Consider the following 21,249-nt stretch of genomic DNA (forward strand, 5'->3'; position numbering starts at 1 on the left):
TCATGACATTTTCGGATAATGCCCGGTGGTATTTATTTTCTAATGAGGGATGGGGTGCAGGAATAATTTCTGTATTGTACAGTAATGTTCATGGCTGACTCTGTGCAGTCCAGTACAAAAGATCCCAGACGGAATCCCTTGATCCCCATTGGGTTGGCGATTCTGACGGTCTTGATCATCCCACCTCTTATTTATTCCATTGGTCCCCAAGGCCCGATTAAAAAGGACAATGTGGTGTTCTCCACCGGCCAACATCGTGCAAATTTTGCCAACATGAATCAATTCGAAATCCTTGGGTATCAAGGATTTTGCCTGTTGGAAGCGCGTGAACAGTTGCTTGTTTTGGAGAGTGCGGAGGCCAGAGAAGACGGGATGTATCTTTTACATAAAATGGGTTCGAGAAAAAAGAGTTTCCCTGGATGTCCCTCGCAGGCCCAGGTGCTGTTGCATGAGCATCAGATCACCCTGAAACCCGATATGTGGGGCGGAATCGAGGATATGTTGACTCGATGGTTTCTTTCAGATTAATCCCAGCGGGATTTCGTTTCATCCCCAATGGTTACTTCCCCGGACCTCAGAGTACTGTGTTACCGCACATAGACATAATATTTCAGCATGTCTTTCCAAGTCAGAATGCCTTCGATGTCTCCATTAGTGGAAACCACGGGTAAGCACGAAATATTATGTTCGAGTAATAAAATAGCAGCGGCGTCAATGAGGGTATCTTTTTTGGCGGTGATTAATGTGGTGGACATTATAGTTTGCGCATGGTTGTCAAGTAGAGATTGATCGTGGGCCGTCGCATCGGTGGTATCTAGAAAGGGGCTCGACATGCGTAAGACATCTCGATCCGAAATGACGCCCAAAAGTTGGTTGTCCTGGGCTACGAGTATGTGGTGATACCGAACCCGTTTAAAAATTCCGCGTAGTTCAGCTAAGGTGACCTCTGGTCCAACACAGTGGACAGGCTCCGTCATAATCGATTCCACATGCATAGCGCTATTCCCTTTTTTCCGGAGTTGCGGGTTGGTGGTCCTTCCCCGGTTGCATCAGTGCGCTCCCTAGTTGAATCCATGTGGATCCCTCAGTTTTTTCTGAAAACAGTTTGGCGGTTCCATTGATTGTCATGATGGTGTTGGGGTAGATGGTTTTGGTCACTTCAATGGTTGCCTTTTTTTGAAGTTCGATTTCCGGTTCTAAGGCGGTGAGCAGGTTTTGGGTTCTGGCCATCTTTTCTTGGATGGCCAGAATGGTGTTCTGAATTTTTTGGGATTTATCCAAGGGAATCTTTCCGAGGAGAATGGGGTCGCCTTGTTGTATTTTGGCGTGAACGGCGGCTAATTGCTCTGCTTCATGAGTACGAGCGGCAAATTCGTTTTCGAGGTTGTGATACACCTTATATACCTCACTGAGGTGCCCGGCGGTTACGTATGTGGGTATATACCCTTCATTACCGATTTGATTGGCGGTAATTCGATGTAAGGCTTCGCAATGTCCGCCAAACACGATGCCTTTTCCCCCTTCTTGGCCGAGAAGCAATTGATTGCCGGCTTTGACATAACTGTGATTCAGATATTCCTTGATGACAATATTGTTCTCTGCTTGGAGGGTAGCCAAATTCACAAACTTGGCCTCAATATCCGCCCCAGCTTTCAAACAATATTCAATAGGTGTTTCTGTGATGCCTTTAGTTTCTTCTTCACCAAAAATCCCACCACCGATTTTGATGTTGTGGCCGGCTTTGATCATGGCCCGGTCCACGCCTCCTTGAATAATGACATCCCCCGTGACGTCAATCGATAAGCCAGCAACAACTTCACCCTTGACCTCCAATGAGCCGTCAAAGGAAATATCTCCGGTGTTGACATCTACGCTGTCCAAATGAAGCGTCGGGTCAACATGGACCCCCTGTTTTTCTACCAAAGGATGGCCTTTGACTTGGGCGATCAGAAGGTTCGGGTCCTCTGGGGAAATGATGGCTCCGGTTAGGTTCATGGAAAATCCCATGTCATTCCCTGGTGTCGGTTTTATTTCAGATCCAGTCACATCGGTCCCCGGTTCGCCTTGAGTTGCGGGGACACGTCGCATGAGTGGTGTTCCCACCTCCACGATGACGAATTGATGCGTGTGCATCATATCCGCCACACCATGTTCATCCACAGTGGGAGGCGTAACCATTTCGGAATCTACCAGGGAGATAAACTCCGCATCCTTCCCTTTTTGGGGGAGTCGACCTTGAGCGATACATACGTCTTTGACCGATTGTTGTTCAAGACATGTGTTCACGGCCTCTCGATCTACCAAATCCGTGGATACTCCGGCGGTGGCAATGGCATGGAAAATGTTATCCAAAGTGATTAGCGTCCCCCCATCGGCAGTCGTGAGGGTGAGAAAGGCTCGTTGCTTGTCATTGGCGAGAGTCACGGACGCTGTTGCATCGATCAGGGTTTTCAAGGCCACCGTACTTTCTTTTCCCTGCTGGGCATTTGCAAGGAGTTCCGCGATCGCGTTGGCAGGAAAATTGAGGTTGCGGTATCCCGCCTCTTCCACCTTCTGTTTCACGGCGTGCATGGAAATCTCTTCGGATTCCTCATTTGTCGTAAGCTCGGCATACAGCGTTCGATCCTGTTCATTGAATCCGATGGTTAGTCGCATTGAATTATTTCAAAAATTGCGCATTTTGCGTTGGCTTTGAGACCCGTTTCTCTTAATTATTCGGTATTTTGTAGAGGGGCGTTAATGGGGAAAAGGTTTTTGGGGAACGCCTAAGGCTTTCTTTATCTTACGGAAATCAATCAAGTAATTTGGGAAGTGAAGATAGAATAAACCATCCGTCTACAGTCGTCGGGAATTTTGACATATTGGAATACTGGTGGTTGGTCTCCAATTATTTTTGTTGAGTGAGATTGGGTCATGTTCATGGATATTGTCTTAAGTTTAATGTCGGAAACTTTTACATAAAATATTTTTTTTGTCGTTTTTGAGTGTTTTGTTAAATTTATGCAAACCCTCATGAATACTATAGATTCATTCACTTTTCTGAAAAAAAACAATTTTGGCCTGGCAATTGCTACTGTCAAAGGTATGACGATGATAACAATCAGTCACAATTCAATTCACAATAATTAAAAGGAGAGTGTTATGAAATCAGTTTTGCGTTCAGGAATGAGTTTGTTGGCGTTAGCGGGGATGTTAATGGTGGCCAGTCCCAGCCATGCCTTATTAGTGGATGCGACCGTCAGTGCGGGGGATGCGGAGATTGATCCCATTCGCCCCGGGGGCACCATCACCTTGAAGTTCAATGGTTTGCCTTCCCTGGCACTCACCGATGCATTGGTGACAGTCACGGTATTTGGAGGCTATCTATCCCCGGACGAATATATCGATTTATCACTCGATGGACTCCCCGGTGGTCGGTGGTTGAACAATAACACTGCGGATGATCTGTTGACCGGCCCTGTTGGGGATGTGGGGAATTCGTATTTTAGTGATATTGTCGGGACGGTGACCATTGGCAAAACTACTCTGAATGGTCTTATCGCCGATAACATGCTTGAATTTGTCTTTGATTATAGTAGCGATGTTTATGCGGGTGGACCTGGAGATTTGGCCCAAGTTCGAATCCAATATACTGCGGATCCCGCGTCGAATCCTGTGCCGGAACCCAGCACGATGTTGTTGTTAGGTACGGGTTTAGTAGGAATGGTGGCCTGGCGTATGAAGAAAGCCCAAGCCTAAATTCTGAAGTCTGAAGAAAGGATTCTTTTGAAGTGCCCGGCCTCTGTAGATGGCCGGGCACTTTTTTTTAGAAGGCAATTTCTAGTTCAACCTCCATGATTGGTCGGAAGGTATGGCCTGCGAAATTCCTTTGGATTTTTATGCAGCGTGTCAGACCAGCACGTTTCAGGGGCTACCTCCCTCAAAGTCAGCAAGCCAAAATTCCCTATTCTCGGGATTTAACATTCAAGTGCCTCCCTTGAAGTACAAGCCACACTTCACAAATCCCCTCAGATTTATCTGGTAATCCGGTTATCGCCGAAAGTGCAGTCGTTTGTATCTAGCCGATCTGTCGGAAAATTTGACAGGCTCGGAAATAGTGCATTGTTCTCTCGTACATTTCATTTGGTGAAATTATTTTAGTTTGGTGGAAATTCTCTGGTCCGGTCAGTCGGAAAATTTTACAGGAAACATTTTGTCAGTTGTTTGTGGTTTTCGCCTGCCTTGTCGAAATCACGCATGAATACTGATGTTTTCTCCATTTCTCTCTCGAAATTTGAAAATGGCCTGGCAATTGCTACTGTCAAAGGTATGACAATGGCAACAATCTGTTTCAATCTATTATTCACAATAATCAAAAGGAGAGTATTATGAAATCAGTTTTACGTTCAGGAATGAGTTTGTTGGCGTTAGCGGGGATGTTAATGGTGGCCAGTCCCAGCCATGCCTTATTAGTGGATGCGACCGTCAGTGCGGGGGATGCGGAGATTGATCCCATTCGCCCCGGGGGCACCATCACCTTGAAGTTCAATGGTTTGCCTTCCCTGGCACTCACCGATGCATTGGTGACAGTCACGGTATTTGGAGGCTATCTATCCCCGGACGAATATATCGATTTATCACTCGATGGACTCCCCGGTGGTCGGTGGTTGAACAATAACACTGCGGATGATCTGTTGACCGGCCCTGTTGGGGATGTGGGGAATTCGTATTTTAGTGATATTGTCGGGACGGTGACCATTGGCAAAACTACTCTGAATGGTCTTATCGCCGATAACATGCTTGAATTTGTCTTTGATTATAGTAGCGATGTTTATGCGGGTGGACCTGGAGATTTGGCCCAAGTTCGAATCCAATATACTGCGGATCCCGCGTCGAATCCTGTGCCGGAACCCAGCACGATGTTGTTGTTAGGTACGGGTTTAGTAGGAATGGTGGCCTGGCGTATGAAGAAAGCCAAAGCCTAATTCCTCTGTAGAAAAAGAAAGGAAGGTTTTAGAGCGCCCGGCCTAGTGGCCGGGCGCTTTTTAATTTTGGATGGAATTATCTAGTTCAACCTCCATGAATGGTCGGAAGGAGTGGCCTGCGAAAATCCTTGGGATTTTTTATGCAGCGTAACAGTCCAACACCTTTCAGGGGCTACTTCCCTCAAAGCCAGCAAGGCAAAGTTCCCTATTGCCTTGTCGAATATTCAAGTGCCTCCCTTGAAGTACAAACCACACTTCACAAAACCCCCTCAGAGTTATCTGGTAATTGGGTTATCGCCGGAAGTCCAGTCGTTTGGGTCTGGCCGACTTGTCGGAATTATTGACAAGCTTCGAAATGGCGCATTGTTCTCTCGTACATTTTCTTTGATGAAATTGCGTTGGCTTGGTGGCAGATATCTTATTCAAGTTGTCGGAAAAGTTTACTGTAAAAAATTTCGACGGTTGTTTGGGGTTTTCGTTCGCATCGTCGAAACCACTCATGAATACTGACGAATCCATGATTTCTCTTTGGAAAATTGAAAGTGGCCTGAAAATTGCTGATGTCAAAGGTATGACAATGGGAACAAGCAGTCACAATGCATTAACATTAACAATTTTCCATAGGAGGTTAATATGAAATCACTACTTCGTTCAGGAATGAGTTTGTTGGCATTAGCAGGGATGTTAATGGTGGCCAGTCCTAGCCATGCCTTATTAGTGGATGCGACCGTCAGTGCGGGGGATGCGGAGATTGATCCGATTCGCCCTGGGGGAACCCTCACCTTGACGTTGCACGGTTTACCTTCCGTGGCACTCGGCGATGCGTTGGTGACCATCACGGTATTCGGAGGTTATTTGCTCCCGACCGAATATATCGATCTGTCCGTGGATGGAATCTCCGGTGGTCGGTGGTTGAACAATGAACCTTTGGACAACCCTTTTGTCATCGGCCCAATCGATGATAAGGGGAATTCGTATTTTGGTAACATTGTTGGGACGGCAACCATTGGCATGGCTACCATGAATAGCGGCATTTTGGATGATCACACGTTAGAGTTTGTCTTTGATTATAGTAGCGATGTTTTCGCCGGTGGACCTGGTGATTTGGCCCAAGTGCAAATCGTCTATGATGCTGATCCCGCGTCGAGCCCTGTGCCGGAACCCAGCACGATGTTGTTGTTGGGCACGGGTTTAGTAGGAATGGTGGCCTGGCGCATGAAAAAAGCCCAAGCCTAAGTTCTGAAGTTTGAAGTCTGAAGAAAGGATTCTTCAAAAGTGCCTGGCTCTCAACAGAGGCCGGGCACTTTTTTTTATTTCAGGCGATTTCATTCAGTTTAATTATTTGTATTTGAAATTGGTGGTGTCGGGTGTCGGCTTGTAAAGTCACTAAAAAGCTCTCAAATACTGTCGGAAAATTTTCCTCTCCCTGATTGAGCTCGTTGCTACCCTCCAGTATTTGTCTTTGGAATTTTTTGATTTTTCCTGGTGATTGTCGAATTTCGGCCGTCGGATAATTTTACGAGAGCCTTACGCCCTTCGAATGTGACGTCCTCAAGCATTTTCCAAGAAACCATCATGAATACAGGGGTTTGGGTAGAATCAATGCCGAAAATTTTGGCTTGGCCTGGGACTTGCTGAAATTATAGTTACCGAAACGAAAACGTCAAACATAATAATTCGTGACTTTACAAAGGAGGGTGCTATGAAAACTTTACTTCGAACAGGAATGAGCATGTTAGCGTTGGCGGGAATGTTAATGGTGACCGCCCCCAGCTATGCATTACCAGTGGATGTTACCGTGAGTGCGGGTGATGCGGAAATTGATCCGCTTGTCAATGGTGGAGCCGCGGGAACTCTAACCCTTACAATGTTGGGATTGCCCACGGTGGCGACAAGCGATGCGACAGTGACCGTGACGGTATTCGGAGATTTCAATAGCAGTGCAGAATGGATTGATTTATCCGTTGATGGAATTTCGGGCGGACGTTGGCTGAACAACAATGATGGTGATGACAGCATTGTTGGCCCAACTGGGGATGTCGGCAACCAATATGGATCCAATCTCGTCGGAACGGCGATTATTTCGACGGCTCTGTTGAATCCGGAGTTGGCGGATGGCACCTTGGAGTTCCTCTTTACATATAGCAATAATGTTCACAATTTACTGGCAGGCGACTTTGCCTCTGTTCGCATTCAATATGATACGGTTGATGTTGCTCCGGTTCCAGAACCCAGCACGCTGTTGCTCTTAGGCACCGGCTTAGCGGGTGTGGTGGCTTGGCGCAAGAAACAAGTCCAAGCCTAATCTCTGAAGTTTGAATCCTTCCTTACAAAACGCCGGGCCTCAACAGCCTGGCGTTTTTTTTTCTTCTTTGGGAATATAGATTACTTACTGTTAGAAAAATAAGTGGCCCATGGACTTTATACGTTAGCTATTCAGTGAGGATTTACAACCAGCCCAATTAGTAAGATAGTCGGGAGGTTATGAATACGGAATCCCTGAAAGATGGGTCCTGATATGCCTTTGCTGCCCTACCTGAAATGTTATTAATTGAAGAAGATTCCAACCTCTATTTCGATCATCTAGGTTTTTCATTGAATTGTATTTATCTATGAATTCAACTGTTATAAATGTTGTTTCGCCGACCTGTCGGAAAATTAGCCACCCTCTGAATGAGCCCATTTCTTTCCTCTCCTGTTTGTTATTTGAGTTTTCCGATCATTTCTAGTTGTTGTCTGATTTCGCCCGTCGAATACTTTAACAATAGTCCTTTGGGTCTCGAGTGTTTTACTGGCGACGGATTGACGGAAACTATTGTAAATACAATGGCTTATGGGATGGCCGTATTTGAAAATGGTATTGGCCCGTGACTTGCTAAGGTTATGGGTAACGCCATGAGTTCTTAGACAGGACTAAGCCACAAATCACAAAAGGAGGGTGCTATGAAAACTTTACTTCGAACAGGAATGAGCATGTTAGCGTTGGTTGGAATGTTAATGGTGTCTACCCCCAGCTATGCATTACCAGTGGATGTGACCGTGAGTGCGGGGGACGCGGAAATTGATCCCAATATCCCCGGAGGGTCTTTAACCCTGACGATGGTTGGGTTGCCCACCGTGGCGACGACCGATGCGTTGGTGACGGTGACGGTCCGAGGGGATTTTGATCACTCTTCTGAATTCATCGATTTATCTGTGGATGGGCTTTCTGGTGGTCGATGGCTGGACAACAATGATGGCAATGACATTATTGACGGTCCAGTTGGGGATGTCGGCGGTTTATATACGTTGATTACGGGGACGGCGACCATTTCAATGGCCTTGCTGAACCCGGAATTGGCCGATGGTACATTGAATTTCCTCTTTGATTATCCTCTCAATATTCACGATTTTGGATCAGGCGACTTTGCCTCCGTGCGTATTCAATATGAAACGGTGGATGTGGCCCCGGTTCCGGAACCCAGCACGCTGTTGCTCTTGGGCACCGGCTTAGCGGGGGTAGTAGCCTGGCGCAAGAAACAAGCCCACGCCTAATCTCTGAAGTTTGATATGTTGAAAAAACACCAGGCTGTTCTGGCCTGGTGTTTTTTTGTATTCTAAATAAAAATAGATTCCCGATGACAAATTTCAGGGATGACGGAGTGAAGATCGGAAGGAATTTTTTTTAATTCGGATTTTTTGCCTCTTCCTACCCTAGAACAATGTGTAGATAAATGGTGCGACTGCTGATCCTTCGGTAAATACAATTAAGCTCCCAAGAAGCACCAAGAAGGTGATGATGGGGAGGAGCCAAAATTTTTTCCGTTCTCTTAAAAATTCCCAAAGTTCTTTCGCGAAGTCGAGCATGATGTTTCCTCTAAATATAGTGACGGACCCTGTGTTTGGTCATCTCTGCAATGGGTCCGAGGGGTTCTTCTTAGTTTAATATTGTTTTTTCATATGCTCCCCCTGCCTTGTTTGGCGCGGGGATCGATACGTGGTTTGATCGGGTTTAAGTTTTCGTTGAAGCGAATCTTTCCCCATCATTCGCCGAAAAAGGCCAATAGGGGTAAAGACCAAAAAGTATCCAATGCTCAAAATGATACGCGTGTTGATGAACCCGAGTGCATGGCCGACTTTCATCCAGCCCACAAAAAGTGGTCGTAACACAATGGGGACGATCCCCCCAGCCAAAATTAATAGGCAGCCGAGAGCAATGGCCCACATGCGAATCGGTTCTTGCCGAATGATCAGTGGCCAGAGAGCAATGAGTGTGAATATGCCACCGACCAGAAAGCCAAATGAACGAAGCTGTTTGGGTTGAACTTCGGGTGGATCATGAGAGAGTGTTTGGGTTGCCATATCCGTAATTGCCGATGATCAATCTAAAGCGAATTCTTCCTTCCAGTCGGTTTCTTCTTCCCAGGGTTTTTGGTCTGATTTAAACAGCACGCAATTTTCTAGGACCAGGAGGTCCATTTCCGTTCGCATAAAGCAGCGGAAGGCATCCTCCGGGGAGCAGACGATGGGTTCTCCTCTCACGTTGAACGAGGTATTGACGAGAACGGGACATCCTGTTTGTTTTTCAAAGTTTTGGAGGAGCCGATAGTAACGCGGGTTGGTTTCCTCGTGAACGGTTTGGACCCGCGCAGAATAATCCAAATGCGTAACTGCCGGGATGTCGGATCGTGCCTGATTTAGGAGGTCGATTCCCCAAAGGTTGTCAGGGTTTGGACCCTGGGGGATGCGTCGATGTTTAACGACAGGGGCCACGATGAGCATGTAGGGGCTGTCTGAGTCGAGTTCAAAATAGTCAGTGACGCGTTCTCGCAGGACCGCTGGGGCAAATGGGCGGAAGGATTCCCGATACTTAATCTTAAGATTCATGTTGGATTGCATTTTGGGATTTCGGGGATCACCCAAAATACTGCGTCCACCAAGGGCCCGAGGGCCAAATTCCATGCGTCCTTGAAACCATCCGATTATTTTGCCTTCGGCCAGGGCTTTTGCGACGACGTCGAAAAACTCGCTGTCGGAATATCGGGTGTAAACTGCATCAACGGTGTTCAGGTATTGTTCGATGTCTTCGTTTGAGCACGCCGGCCCAAGATAGGAGCCTTGCATCGCATCTTTTGATGGATGACAGGTGCGTGGATGGTCAAGCATGTGATGATAGACTTGTAAGGCTGCGCCCACGGCCCCGCCCGCATCTCCGGCGGCGGGTTGAATCCAAATTCCTTTGAAGGGGCCTTCCCGCAGGAGACGCCCATTGCCGACGCAGTTCAAGGCCACTCCGCCGGCCATGCATAGATAGTCCATACCAGTTTCGCGATGAACGGTTCGGCCAAGTTGGAGCATGACTTCTTCGGTGACCTCCTGAACGGATCGTGCTAGGTCCATTTCACGTTGCGTGAGCGTGGACTCAGGTGTGCGAGGGGGACCACCAAAGAGGTCGTCAAACTTTGAATTCGTCATGGTTAATCCGGTGCAGAAGTTGAAGTATTCCATGTTGAGCCGGAAGGTACCATCAGGTTTGATGTCGATGAGATGGTCCTTAATCAATTTTGTATAGGTTGGTTGGCCATAAGGGGCGAGTCCCATGACCTTATATTCGCCGGAGTTGACCCTAAATCCTGTGTAATAGGTGAATGCAGAGTATAAGAGGCCGAGAGAATGCGGGAACGGGATTTCCCATTGTGGCGTGATGGAATTCTTGTTGCCCGTCCACACAGAGGTAGTGGCCCATTCACCGACGCCATCCATACAGAGAATGGCCGCTTGTTCGTAGGGAGAGGGATAAAAGGCAGAGGCGGCATGCGACTCATGGTGTTCAGGAAATGACAAGGGTGGAATTGGTCCTGGGCCTTTTAAGGATTCCAAGTTCTCAAATTGCTTCGTGAGTCGGTTTTTGAGGAATAGTTTTTCTTTGAGCCATACCGGCATAGCTTGCCAAAAAGATATCAGGCCCTTGGGTGCATATGAGAGATAGGTTTCAAGAAGTCGTTCAAATTTTAAAAACGGTTTTTCATAAAATGCGATGGTCTCGAGATCGCTTAGGGTAATTTTTCCTTCTTTGAGGCAATACGTGATGGCGTGAATGGGGAAACGGGCATCATGTTTTTTGCGGGAAAATCGTTCTTCTTGGGCCGCGGCAATGATGTGTCCGTTTTTAATCAAACAGGCGGCGCTATCGTGATAAAAGCCAGAGATGCCTAGGATCCAAATATCGCTTTTGGTGTTCGCTTGGGCTTTTTTGGTTGAATCTAGCTGAGAGTGTATTGAGTTCATGGAATAAGTCGGAATTGTTCTTGTGAAAGGATTTGGCCCTCTAGCGAGCACCTCCTAAGTGCCTTAATCCAAACAAATATTATTTTCGTAACCTCAGGCATTATGAACAATTCATGAAAACCACTAAATACGTATTTTGGGTAACTTTTCTACAAAAGTCATTACATTTCTTCAGAAGGATGGCTGGTGAGCTGAACACTGGCAAGGAATTAAGTTTTTAATTTGGATTCAAATTGTTTCCGGAATTTGGCGATTTTTGGGCCAATGAGGTACGAGCAATAGGGCTGCATGGGATTCCGCACAAAATATTCCTGGTGATAATCCTCTCCCATGTAGAAGGGTTGTGCGGGAGAGACTTCCGTGACTATGGGCGCATCAAACAGGTTGTCGGCAGTGAGGGATGAGATTACCGCTTTCGCCGTTTTTTCTTGTTCCGGTGAATGATAGAAAACAACAGATCGATATTGAGTCCCGACGTCGTTACCCTGACGATTCAATGTGGTCGGATCGTGAAGCGAAAAAAATACTTGGAGAATATCTCGAAATGAAATGATGGAAGGATCGAAGGTGACCTGTACCACTTCCGCATGTCCTGTGACTCCGGTGCAGACAGCTTCATATGATGGATTGGGGTGTTTCCCGCCCATATAGCCAGACTCTACAGACTCCACACCCTTCAACATGTCAAACGCGGCCTCTATGCACCAAAAACATCCGGCTCCGAGTGTGGCTATTTCTTTTCCGGACGGTGGGGATGAGGGAGAATCGGTCATTTCTGCTCCTTCCAATATTCAAGTTCTGATATCAGAAAAATGGGTACTACCTTATATCATTTCACCCAAATCTCTGTCACTGTTTAAGGATTTCCATTTCTGAAGGCAATAGATCTTCATGTATCTAGATGGGTTATAAGATGGTGGTTGTCGGAATTTGAAAAATTTTCTTATGGTGGCGGAGGGACAAATAGGTTACAGTGGGGACCATTGATCCACGGAGCCTGTGATTTGCATTCCCATTTTCTGCAATAAAAAAAGGAAACCCATTATTGTGAGTGACCGCTCCAGTCCATCCTGGTATGACGTCATTGTGGTAGGTATGGGGCCGGCTGGAGCCTCGACTGCCCATGAATTAAGCCAGGCTGGCCTGTCGGTGTTGGGCTTAGAGAAGCAAACCCATCCACGATATAAGGTCTGTGGTGGGGCATTGTCCGCTCGAATTGATCATATCTTGCCTCCCGAATTTAAAGACGTTGTTGAAGAGTCGGTGCATCGTTTGCAATTTAGCTATAGTCCCGAAGAGTCCTACTTTGTTGAATCGCCTGAACCATTTGCCTTTATGGTCATGCGGTCGCGATTTGATAAATGGCTGATGACTCGTGCGCAACGGAGTGGGACAGAGGTGCATGAGGCCGAAGCGGTCAAAACTTTGCAGCCACTTTCCGATGGTGTCGAGGTGACTACCACCAAAGGGCGTTATTTGGGGCGAGTGGTCGTGGGGGCGGATGGAGCCATGAGTGTGGTGGCTCAGCAATTATTTGCCGGTCGCGGCCTACGAAACATTCCGGCTTTAGAAAGCGAAATTTTTGGCGTGTCTGAAATCCGGGAGCCGTTGCTCTCCCAAAACCCAGGGTTGAAGTTAGCGGTGATCAGTCTCAATGCAGCCAAAAAGGGCTATGGATGGATATTTCCAAAACGCGATGGTCTTTCCATCGGTGTTGGAGAGTTCGTGAGAGGCGATAGTCGACCCAAACGGAGTTTTCAACAATTTTCTGAAGAGGAACCTTCACTTGCTGGGTTGACGATTCCTGCACCCGTAGGCCACCCGATCCCCGTGTATAATCGGCATCCTGGAGTGAAGGGGAATAAATGGAATGGGGGTCTAGTGCACGATCGAGCTGTCCTTGTAGGAGATGCTGGGCATTTGGTTGATCCCTTGTTAGGGGAGGGCATTTTGTATGCCGTGCGGTCCGGGCAATTGGCCGGTGCCAGCATCGTGAAATTTTTGCAAGGGGAGCAAGGTACGCTTGAAGATTACGAGCATGCCATTCTTCGGGAATTTGCAGAGGAGTTTCGTATTGCCTCGAAGTTGAATCGAGTGGTCTATGGACTGCCACGATCATGGCATCGATGGTTAGGGCGAACGTTTCCAGTTCCTTATCAACAAGTATTGCATCGGTATTGTCAATTACTTCAAGGACGTGAAACCTATCAAACGTTGTGGGCGCGTGCGATGCACAAGATTAATCCCTTTGGGCGAGCTGCCGCCGAAATGGAAATGCCCTAACCGGAAAATCGATCCTAATATCCAGTATTTCCTCAGGACCTCTCCTGCCTTTCCATTGAATTCCCAACCATAAAAGTTGCTTAATTGTTCACTCGCCTTTTCATTCATGGTTCTATCTTCGGACATCTGTCGTTATTCACCTCGCGAAGTTATTGACTTTACGCTTGGCTCTAGAGATGATGCGGCCCTTCCCATTTTGATCAGATTTTAAGGGGTGATGGAAGACAATGGAGTCACGGCTTCTCCGGGTCTACAAAAGTGTCGTCATTGATAGGCCTATCATTTCCATAGGCATTCTTTTCCTCCTCGTCGGGTTTTTTGCCGTGCAAGGCCAAAACCTCAAACTTGATGCGTCAGCGGAGTCGATTGTCCTGGAAAACGATCAGGATTTGAAATATTACCGTGCCAGTCGTGAAGTCTATGGGTCTGATGACTTTTTGATTATTACCTACACACCGCCTGGTGACCTGTTTTCGCCGGAATCTCTGGCAGGCTTGAAGGCATTGCGAGATGATCTTGCCAAATTGGACAAGGTGAAAACGGTTCTCTCAATTTTAGACGTGCCCTTGGTGAACAGTCCAAAAGTGACCATCGCTGAATTGACGGATGAGGGGGGCGTAAGAACGTTAGAATCGCCAGGAGTGGATGTTGCCCTTGCCCGTAAAGAATTTTTAGAGAGTCCCATTTACCAGAATAATCTCGTGAGCCTCGATGGAAAGACCACGGCGATTCAGGTCATTTTTAAAGAAGATCTGAAATATTCCTCCTTACTCAAGCGACGAAATCAGTTGCGTGAACAAGCTGCGGCAGGCGAGCTCTCAGCGGAAGAATCAGGTGCGCTTGAGTCGGCGATTCAAGAGTTTAATGCCTACCATGCGCACTTTGTGGAGGCGGGGAGGGAGGATATCCGGATCATTAGAGGGATTTTGGAAAAGCACCGACAGAGCGCCGCCCTCTTTCTGGGTGGCGTGCGGATGATTACTTCCGACATGATCAGTTTTATTCAGAACGATATTGCCGTATTCGGCGTGGGAGTGATTGCCTTTCTGATAGCGGCTTTAACATATTTTTTTCGAAAGGTGCGCTGGGTATTGTTGCCGCTGTCGTGTTGTTTGTTGTCCGTAAGTGTAATGGTCGGATTCCTGGGTTTCATGGATTGGCGTGTAACCGTGATTTCGTCAAATTTTATTTCACTCCTCCTGATCATCACCATGTCTCTAACCATTCATCTGATTGTGCGGTACCGCATTATCGATGAAGAACACCCGTCCAGTGATCAGAAGGTGTTGGTGTTCGAGACGATGAGAGATATGTTCAAACCCTGTTTTTATACGGCCATTACCACGATCGTGGCCTTTTGCTCCCTGATCGTCAGCGGTATCCGGCCGGTAATAGATTTTGGGTGGATGATGACCATTGGGATTACCTTCGCTTTCATTCTGAACTTTATCTATGTCCCTGCGGTCATGGTATTGCTTCGTCCGGAAAAGAGCATCGTACGTCCCGATGCCACGCGGTCTTTTACGATGTCAGTGGCAAATTTCACATTGCGCAATACCACTGCGATCTCCCTGGTGTCGGTAATTGTGGCCATCATCGGAGGGATTGGGATCACGATGCTCAAGGTAGAAAACCGGTTTATCGATCATTTCAAAAGTACCACAGAAATTTATCAGGGCATGGAATTGATTGATACTAAATTAGGGGGAACCATTCCACTCGAATTTATTCTCGATGCCGATAAGGAGTTCCTGTTCTCTGAGGAAATACCCGCGGACCAGGCCGATCCATTTGAGGATCCCTTTGGCGATGAGGGATCAACGGAAGAAGTGACCTATTGGTTTAACGGAGATAGGCTTAACCTGATCGAGAAAATCCATGATTATTTGGATAGCCTTCCTGAGGTGGGAAAAGTCTTGTCCATCGCTACAGGTATGAAAGTGTTTAAGCAACTCAATGACGGCCGAATGCCGGAAGATTATGAGTTGGCCCTTTTGCGGAAATATGTTCCGGAAAAAGTCAAGGAAGCGTTGATTGATCCATATCTTCGGGAAGATGGGAATCAGGTTCGGATTACGATGAGGCTTATCGAATCGACTCCTGAACTTAAGCGAAAGGAATTAATCGACGGCATTCGCGCCTACTTGGTAAATGATGTGAAGCTTGAGGCGCAAGCGGTGCATTCTACAGGGATGGCGGTGCTCTACAACAACTTGCTTCAAAGTTTATTTAAATCTCAGATTCTTACCCTGGGTGTGGTGTTTGTCAGTATTCTCTTGATGTTTGTGGTTCTTTTTCGTAGCGTGGCCCTTTCAATTTTGGCGATATTACCGAACATGTTGGCTGCCTGTTCTGTCCTGGGTTTGATGGGATGGGTGGGCATTCCCCTTGATATCATGACCATTACGATTGCCGCGATAACCGTCGGTATCGCCGTCGATCATGCCATCCATTACATTCATCGATTCCAAGTGGAATTCGGAAAACATGGAAATTATCGAGAAACGATACTGGCCTGTCATGGGAGTATCGGTCGAGCCATTTACTATACTGCGCTTACCATCACCGTTGGATTTAGTATTCTGGCGTTTTCCAGTTTTATTCCCACCATCTACTTTGGTTTGCTGACCGGCTTTGCCATGATGATTGCCCTTCTGAGCAACCTTACCCTTCTTGCGGCCCTGCTCATGGTCTTTAAACCCTTGGGCGCAGAAGTTTCACCGGAAATGGTTCGGACCTAATCTAGAATTCTCATTCCTGAAAAGCCCAAGCCCAGCGATCACTTATTCTCCCTTCTGCTTTATGACCTCGACTTCCAACGTAATGTGCACCTCATCGCCGACCATAAGGCCGCCGTTGTCGAGCAGCTTGCTGAATTTCATCCCGAAATCCTGACGATTGATCGTTCCTTCACCGGAAAACCCTGCCCGTGTGTTGCCCCAGGGATCTTTCGCCACACCATTGAATGTTCCGACCAGCGTGATCTCCTTGGTAATGCCACGAATCGTGAGATCCCCGAGCGCCGTGTAGGTGTCGCCGGTTTTTTTATAGCTCTTCAGGGTATAGGTCATGGTGGGGAAGGTGTTGGTGTCGAAAAAGTCCGGGCTTTTCAAGTGCCCATCGCGCTTCTCATGATCTGTAAACACGGAATTTGTTTGGATCGTAGCTTGAATGGTTTTAAATTGTTGGGCCTCCGCATCCATTTCCACCACGCCAGAATAGTCCAAAAACTTCCCCTTGGTTTTGGAAACCACCATATGCTTTACCCAAAAGCCAATGGTCGTATGGTCTTTGTCCAGATTCCATTTGGCCATTTCAGCAAGTGCTTGTGTCGCCGGGGCGACAAAGAGTAAAGCCATCGCAATGACGAATGGCGTAAAAAGATTGAAGCGTTTCATGGTAAAACCTCCGTGAAGATTTAGGTCGGAAAATTGGATGACTGGTGTTGTTTCGCGAATGGCTGTGTTCTTGAGTATTAACGTGTATCCAAAAAAAATTAGACACCTTCTCATTTTTTCAACCATTCATCAATATTGGGAATGAGTTCCTCCTTTGGGAGGTACCCATGAGCAAGGACGGTCGGGGTGTCTTCGTCCATGGCCAACAGCGACGGAAAACCGCTAATTCCGAGTTGACGGCATCTATCAAACTCTTGCCAGACCTTCCGTCTCATTTCCGAATTATGAAAAGATTCACTGAAGAGGCTAGGTGCTATTCCATGAGTCTCGGCTAAATTTTTGAGCACGCCTTCTTTCGTCACATCATGTTTCTCTACATAAAAGGCGTGTTGAATGGCTCGGAAATATGGGAAGACCTTTGTGGGGTTCAAGGTCCGTACCACGACGACGGCCCGTGAGGCAGGTTCGGTATCGTAAGTAAAGTCGGGGTCCATCTGAAACTCGAAATTAAAAAGCTGTTTTGTTCGTTGGTGGACAGCCCGCCAGTGGGCCAGAACATAGTCGCGCCGATGTTCATCAAATCGTTCTGTATTACCGGGTCGTAAGCCACCAACAAGCAATTCAATAGGCATCTGGTCTTGGTATTGCTGTCGAACGGTTTCCATCACCGAAGAAAATCCCCAACACCAGGAGCACATGGGGTCGGCGATATAGAGAAGGATTTTTGTTGCGGTGGCGTCATGGAGGGTGTTCAAGACTTGTTGGTGATGAGCACGTGTTCTTTCGAATTGGGCACGGCATGAATCTCGCTATGGCCAAAGCCGGTGTTTCTAAACATCTCATCCAACTCTTTGAACGTATAGGCATCGCCAGCTGGAGTGGTAGCAAGCATGACCAAGGCAAAATCGGCAGAGGCTGGAGAAATGCGGTCCTCATTCGGAACAAACTCTAACGTGATAACGCGTCCATTGGTGGCCAGGGCTCGATGGACCTTGCGGAGAAGAGATTCACAAGTAGGAACATCGAAGTGATGTAGAAAGTTTGTGAGAAGCACAATGTCGTAGCCTTTGCCATAATCCACGTCGAAGGCGCTTCCAGGAATAGTATGATAGCGGCTTTCAATCGCGGCGGCCTTGGCGGTTTCTCGTGCTACGGTCAATACATTAGGCCAATCAACGGCCGTGACCTCAGCCTTGGGAAATCATTTTGCGATTTCCACACCGAACACGCCATGTCCCGCGGCAATATCCAAGACCTTTTTAATCGTCCCACTTGACGCTTGAAGGTGATCCGCAATCCAATGAGCCGGCCCTATCATCATTGGTACCATGGCTCGCGCGAAGGTGACCCATTCAGGATGCTCTTCCGCGGTGGTGCCTTTGTCATCTAAGGTCGTGCCGCCTTTACGGATGGCGTCGGTCAGGTTCCGGAAACCCTCAAACAGCGGAGGAGAGAGAATAAACTCTAGTGTGCCGCCCACATAAGTTGGGGATGTTTTCACCAAAAAGAGCTCGGAGTCTTGAGTCAACTGATAGGAGTCGCCGAATTTCGTAAGAAATCCCAGCATCACCAAATATTCTGCCAACATTCGCATCCCGCGTTCTGAGGCCTGACATCGTGAGGTGAGGCGCGATGGCGTGTGATAGCCTTCTTTAAGAGCCGTAAAGATCTCCAAATCTATGGCTGCTTTGATGGCGGCTGTTCGCTGAATGGAGAAGGCGGTATCAAAAAATAATTTCGGGGAAGGAGAAATCGATGATGTCATGAGCTTTGCCTTTTGAATAAGTTGCATGAAAGGATCATATGAATTTGTCTTTCTATTCGGCCAATAGGAATTGGCATGTTCCTACCAACCCGTCTTGCAAATTTTGAGCTTGGTCTGGAGCGTATTCTACAATCACCTGTTCCTGTTGGGTTGGCGAGATCTTGGGATTACGGAGGATCCAGTCTTTGGCATTGAGGTCCTGGATGAGGGCAATGTTGGGAAGCGCGTCTCCTTTGAAATAGGTTTGCGTGACGAACTCTGGATGACCCTTTGCTTGGATTGAAAAATGCAGATGGGGGGGGCGATACCAATCATCGGCAGCAGGGTAAAAACTTGGCAAAATGGTTTTGAAAAGAAAATAGCCCTGTTCATCAGTGACGGTTTTGCCCCAATATTGAAAGTAGTCGTCTTGGACACGCTCGATTAATTTTCCTGTTTTCGGGTGTGGAAAGTGTTGCGGAGAGGAAACATCCCCTTTGTGATTGTAGCGTCCGGAAAAATTCGCCTGCCATAAAAGCACGGTGGCTCCAGGGATGGTTTGGCAGACCTTGGAATCGGAGGTTCCGCCACTTAAGACTTGCCCGCGGAAGTAGATAATTTGCCCTTGGGCTTTTCCTGGCTTTCCTTTAATGAAGGTCAGGTCATTGTCGTTGGATAAAATTAGCGGGAGGCTCTCATCATCTTCTTCGCGAATGGGAAAGGAGACGACCTGATCGTAGGGAAAAAATGGACCACGAGTCTGCGGTGGCGTGGTAACTGATGGGCAAAGTGCCGCCAGACTTATGCCCGATGTGGCGAGTAACCCAAGCGTTCCTGCGCTGACTTGCAGGAGCTGTCGACGGGTGAGTTGGTGAATGCCTTCAGTGGTGTCTGAGGAAAGGTGATTGTGTGGCATGGTCTGTTGCATGGTGGTCACCTCCTGCCCGATTGTACCAGATGTTTTCTTGATAACGCGGCTTGCCTGAGCGAGAGATCTAGTTTAGTGAGCCAGAAGCGTTAGACGATCTTTCCCATTTGTCCGCTCCGATAGTCAGAAAACGCTTGCTGAAGTTCTTCTTTGGTGTTCATAACAAACGGTCCATATCGCGCGATGGGTTCCCTGTGTGGTATTCCCCCTAGCACCAAACACCGTGCCGCCGTGGGTTCTTGTGAATCAACGGTGAGATGAAGTGCCGTCCCGGTGCCTAAGACCGCTAATTGGCCGTCTTCTACTTCTTGTTGATCCTTTCCAATCAGCAGCTTCCCAGAAAAAACATAGACACCGACGTTGTGATCGGAGCTGATCTCGATGGAGGCTTTCCCGCCCGGTTGGATGGTCCAGTCATGATAGACAATGGACGTATGCGTATCGATGATGGCTTCGGCACCAAGTGCTCGGCCAGCGATGATTCGGACATGGGCCAGGCCATCGGGAGTGATCGCAGTGGGTATGTTGGTCTGTGTGACTTCTTGATAACGGGGTGAGGTCATTTTTAATCGTGCTGGCAGATTTACCCAAATTTGAAAGCCGTGCATGGAACCGCCTTGGTCGAGCATGGCTGGAGATGGCATTTCTGAATGAATGACGCCGGCCCCCGCGGTCATCCATTGTACATCTCCCGGTTTCAACACGCCTTGATGTCCCACAGAATCTTTGTGTTCCATCTCGCCTTGTAAAAGATAGGTCACCGTTTCAAAACCACGGTGCGGGTGGTCTGGTGCGCCGACGGCTTTTCCCGGTGCATAAGTGACCGGTCCCATTTCATCGATCAGGAGAAACGGATCGAGTTGGTCAAGTTCCCCCGAAGGCAGTGGCCGCCGCACGACAAATCCACCACCTTCTGTTTGGCGATGCGCCGTAATGATGTTTTTTATGCCTCGTGATGTATTTTGCATATGAGGGGTTCCTTTGTCTGCCAGAAGAAGTAGGGCCGAATCCTTTCAAGAGATTGTTTTTGATGTTCCAGGTCTTTCGACTCGGAGTGATATGGATAACGAGAGGGGCGTTGTTTTCTGCCAGATCAGGATTCGTAGACCTTTATGGCGTGTTCGAGAGCGGTAAGCCCTAGGCTCCAATTATAGCGGGCCAAACGTTTTTCATTGGCCGAAGCGGCCATGAAGATCATCAGGCTCCACCCATCCCATTCATCATTGTGATATCGGGTCGGCTGAATTTCTAAGCGAATATTCATGTGTAGTCGTTGCCCAAGTTTGTTGGTGGTGTGTTGTAAATGATGATCCATTTGTTGCTGAATTTCTTGGGCGAATTCCCTGATGGACTCTTTGGTATTGAGGGTAATTTCGGCAAAACACACAGTGACAAAAGAGGTAAGGACGATTTGTCGTTCTACCGCTTCTGCCCAAGTAAATGCTTGGTCGGCCGCCAGGCTCATGAAGGGCGAGGTTGGGGAATTTATGATCTTCAGGAGGCTTTGTGTTTCTGGCCATCCGACGCAGGAGGAAAGAACAGGAATCCATTCAGGATGCGCCTTCACGTCAACATAACTGGCCTCGGGTGTTCCCTCGCTATTGGGCGATCCAAATGGGACATGAAACGTTTCTGCTTGCTCTGCGATGTATATGCCCATGATAC

The 21,249-nt window shown here is 47.6% G+C and carries 21 protein-coding genes and 1 pseudogene; 8 read left to right on the plus strand and 14 right to left on the minus strand.

The window, feature by feature from the left end:
* Positions 1-90: 90 nt before the first annotated feature.
* Positions 91-528 (plus strand): hypothetical protein, encoded by a 438-nt coding sequence (locus PPG34_RS01180; protein ID WP_313831299.1) that lies wholly within the window; start codon positions 91-93, stop codon positions 526-528.
* 59 nt (positions 529-587) lie between these two features.
* Here PPG34_RS01180 and PPG34_RS01185 read toward each other — a convergent pair whose 3' ends face one another.
* Together PPG34_RS01185 and PPG34_RS01190 are read right to left on the minus strand one after the other, a co-directional pair.
* Positions 588-977: a CBS domain-containing protein gene (locus tag PPG34_RS01185; protein ID WP_313831300.1), complete on the minus strand. Its 390-nt coding sequence runs from the start codon at positions 975-977 to the stop codon at positions 588-590.
* A gap of 22 nt (positions 978-999) precedes the next feature.
* Positions 1,000-2,655, minus strand: coding sequence for a DUF342 domain-containing protein (locus PPG34_RS01190; protein ID WP_313831301.1), 1,656 nt, complete (start codon positions 2,653-2,655; stop codon positions 1,000-1,002).
* Positions 2,656-3,141: 486 nt separating this feature from the next.
* Here PPG34_RS01190 and PPG34_RS01195 point away from each other — a divergent pair, with 486 nt between their 5' ends.
* The 5 genes from PPG34_RS01195 (at position 3,142) to PPG34_RS01215 (ending at position 8,498) form a co-directional block, all read left to right on the plus strand.
* Positions 3,142-3,738 (plus strand): PEP-CTERM sorting domain-containing protein, encoded by a 597-nt coding sequence (locus PPG34_RS01195; RefSeq protein WP_313831302.1) that lies wholly within the window; start codon positions 3,142-3,144, stop codon positions 3,736-3,738.
* Between the two features lie 629 nt (positions 3,739-4,367).
* Positions 4,368-4,964 (plus strand): PEP-CTERM sorting domain-containing protein, encoded by a 597-nt coding sequence (locus PPG34_RS01200; RefSeq protein WP_313831303.1) that lies wholly within the window; start codon positions 4,368-4,370, stop codon positions 4,962-4,964.
* A gap of 633 nt (positions 4,965-5,597) precedes the next feature.
* Positions 5,598-6,200 carry a PEP-CTERM sorting domain-containing protein gene (locus PPG34_RS01205; protein ID WP_313831304.1) on the plus strand — a complete coding sequence of 201 codons (603 nt, stop codon included), beginning with the start codon at positions 5,598-5,600 and terminating at the stop codon, positions 6,198-6,200.
* Between the two features lie 466 nt (positions 6,201-6,666).
* Positions 6,667-7,269: a PEP-CTERM sorting domain-containing protein gene (locus PPG34_RS01210; RefSeq protein ID WP_313831305.1), complete on the plus strand. Its 603-nt coding sequence runs from the start codon at positions 6,667-6,669 to the stop codon at positions 7,267-7,269.
* Positions 7,270-7,907: 638 nt separating this feature from the next.
* A complete protein-coding gene (locus PPG34_RS01215; RefSeq protein WP_313831306.1) occupies positions 7,908-8,498 on the plus strand; it encodes a PEP-CTERM sorting domain-containing protein in 591 nt (196 codons plus the stop codon).
* Between the two features lie 159 nt (positions 8,499-8,657).
* Here PPG34_RS01215 and PPG34_RS01220 read toward each other — a convergent pair whose 3' ends face one another.
* From PPG34_RS01220 to PPG34_RS18425, 5 genes are all read right to left on the minus strand, one after another.
* Positions 8,658-8,810, minus strand: coding sequence for a DUF5989 family protein (locus PPG34_RS01220; protein WP_313831307.1), 153 nt, complete (start codon positions 8,808-8,810; stop codon positions 8,658-8,660).
* Between the two features lie 75 nt (positions 8,811-8,885).
* Positions 8,886-9,305 (minus strand): SxtJ family membrane protein, encoded by a 420-nt coding sequence (locus PPG34_RS01225; RefSeq protein ID WP_313831308.1) that lies wholly within the window; start codon positions 9,303-9,305, stop codon positions 8,886-8,888.
* A gap of 18 nt (positions 9,306-9,323) precedes the next feature.
* Positions 9,324-11,231: a carbamoyltransferase family protein gene (locus PPG34_RS01230; RefSeq protein WP_313831309.1), complete on the minus strand. Its 1,908-nt coding sequence runs from the start codon at positions 11,229-11,231 to the stop codon at positions 9,324-9,326.
* Positions 11,232-11,440: 209 nt separating this feature from the next.
* Positions 11,441-12,004: a peptide-methionine (S)-S-oxide reductase MsrA gene (gene msrA / locus PPG34_RS01235; protein WP_313831310.1), complete on the minus strand. Its 564-nt coding sequence runs from the start codon at positions 12,002-12,004 to the stop codon at positions 11,441-11,443.
* A gap of 51 nt (positions 12,005-12,055) precedes the next feature.
* Positions 12,056-12,196, minus strand: coding sequence for a transposase (locus PPG34_RS18425; protein WP_478219262.1), 141 nt, complete (start codon positions 12,194-12,196; stop codon positions 12,056-12,058).
* 82 nt (positions 12,197-12,278) lie between these two features.
* On the opposite strand from PPG34_RS18425, the gene PPG34_RS01240 reads away from it, so the two are divergent.
* Complete coding sequence (locus tag PPG34_RS01240; RefSeq protein WP_313831311.1) at positions 12,279-13,514, plus strand: NAD(P)/FAD-dependent oxidoreductase; 1,236 nt, start codon at positions 12,279-12,281, stop codon at positions 13,512-13,514.
* A 227-nt stretch (positions 13,515-13,741) separates the two neighbouring features.
* The gene (locus PPG34_RS01245; RefSeq protein ID WP_313831312.1) at positions 13,742-16,255 is read left to right on the plus strand and encodes an efflux RND transporter permease subunit; all 2,514 of its coding nucleotides are present in this window, start codon (positions 13,742-13,744) and stop codon (positions 16,253-16,255) included.
* 42 nt (positions 16,256-16,297) lie between these two features.
* On the opposite strand, the gene PPG34_RS01250 is transcribed toward PPG34_RS01245, so the two are convergent.
* From PPG34_RS01250 to PPG34_RS01280, 7 genes and pseudogenes are all read right to left on the minus strand, one after another.
* Positions 16,298-16,912, minus strand: a complete 615-nt coding sequence (locus tag PPG34_RS01250) for a YceI family protein (RefSeq protein ID WP_313831313.1) — start codon at positions 16,910-16,912, stop codon at positions 16,298-16,300.
* Positions 16,913-17,022: 110 nt separating this feature from the next.
* Complete coding sequence (locus tag PPG34_RS01255) at positions 17,023-17,667, minus strand: DsbA family protein (RefSeq protein ID WP_313831314.1); 645 nt, start codon at positions 17,665-17,667, stop codon at positions 17,023-17,025.
* Positions 17,664-18,101, minus strand: a pseudogene (locus tag PPG34_RS01260) (class I SAM-dependent methyltransferase); the annotation flags it as partial. The pseudogene PPG34_RS01260 and the gene PPG34_RS01255, both read right to left, overlap by 4 nt.
* A gap of 12 nt (positions 18,102-18,113) precedes the next feature.
* Positions 18,114-18,704 carry a methyltransferase family protein gene (locus tag PPG34_RS01265; protein ID WP_313831315.1) on the minus strand — a complete coding sequence of 197 codons (591 nt, stop codon included), beginning with the start codon at positions 18,702-18,704 and terminating at the stop codon, positions 18,114-18,116.
* Between the two features lie 25 nt (positions 18,705-18,729).
* Positions 18,730-19,584 carry a dioxygenase family protein gene (locus PPG34_RS01270; RefSeq protein ID WP_313831316.1) on the minus strand — a complete coding sequence of 285 codons (855 nt, stop codon included), beginning with the start codon at positions 19,582-19,584 and terminating at the stop codon, positions 18,730-18,732.
* An 89-nt stretch (positions 19,585-19,673) separates the two neighbouring features.
* Positions 19,674-20,552, minus strand: a complete 879-nt coding sequence (locus PPG34_RS01275) for a pirin family protein (RefSeq protein ID WP_313831317.1) — start codon at positions 20,550-20,552, stop codon at positions 19,674-19,676.
* A 125-nt stretch (positions 20,553-20,677) separates the two neighbouring features.
* Entirely contained in the window at positions 20,678-21,244 is a 567-nt protein-coding gene (locus PPG34_RS01280; RefSeq protein ID WP_313831318.1) for a hypothetical protein, read from the minus strand.
* Between the last annotated feature and the right edge of the window lie 5 nt (positions 21,245-21,249).

The organism is Candidatus Nitronereus thalassa (genome assembly GCF_032191465.1).
GTDB lineage: Bacteria > Nitrospirota > Nitrospiria > Nitrospirales > UBA8639 > Nitronereus > Nitronereus thalassa.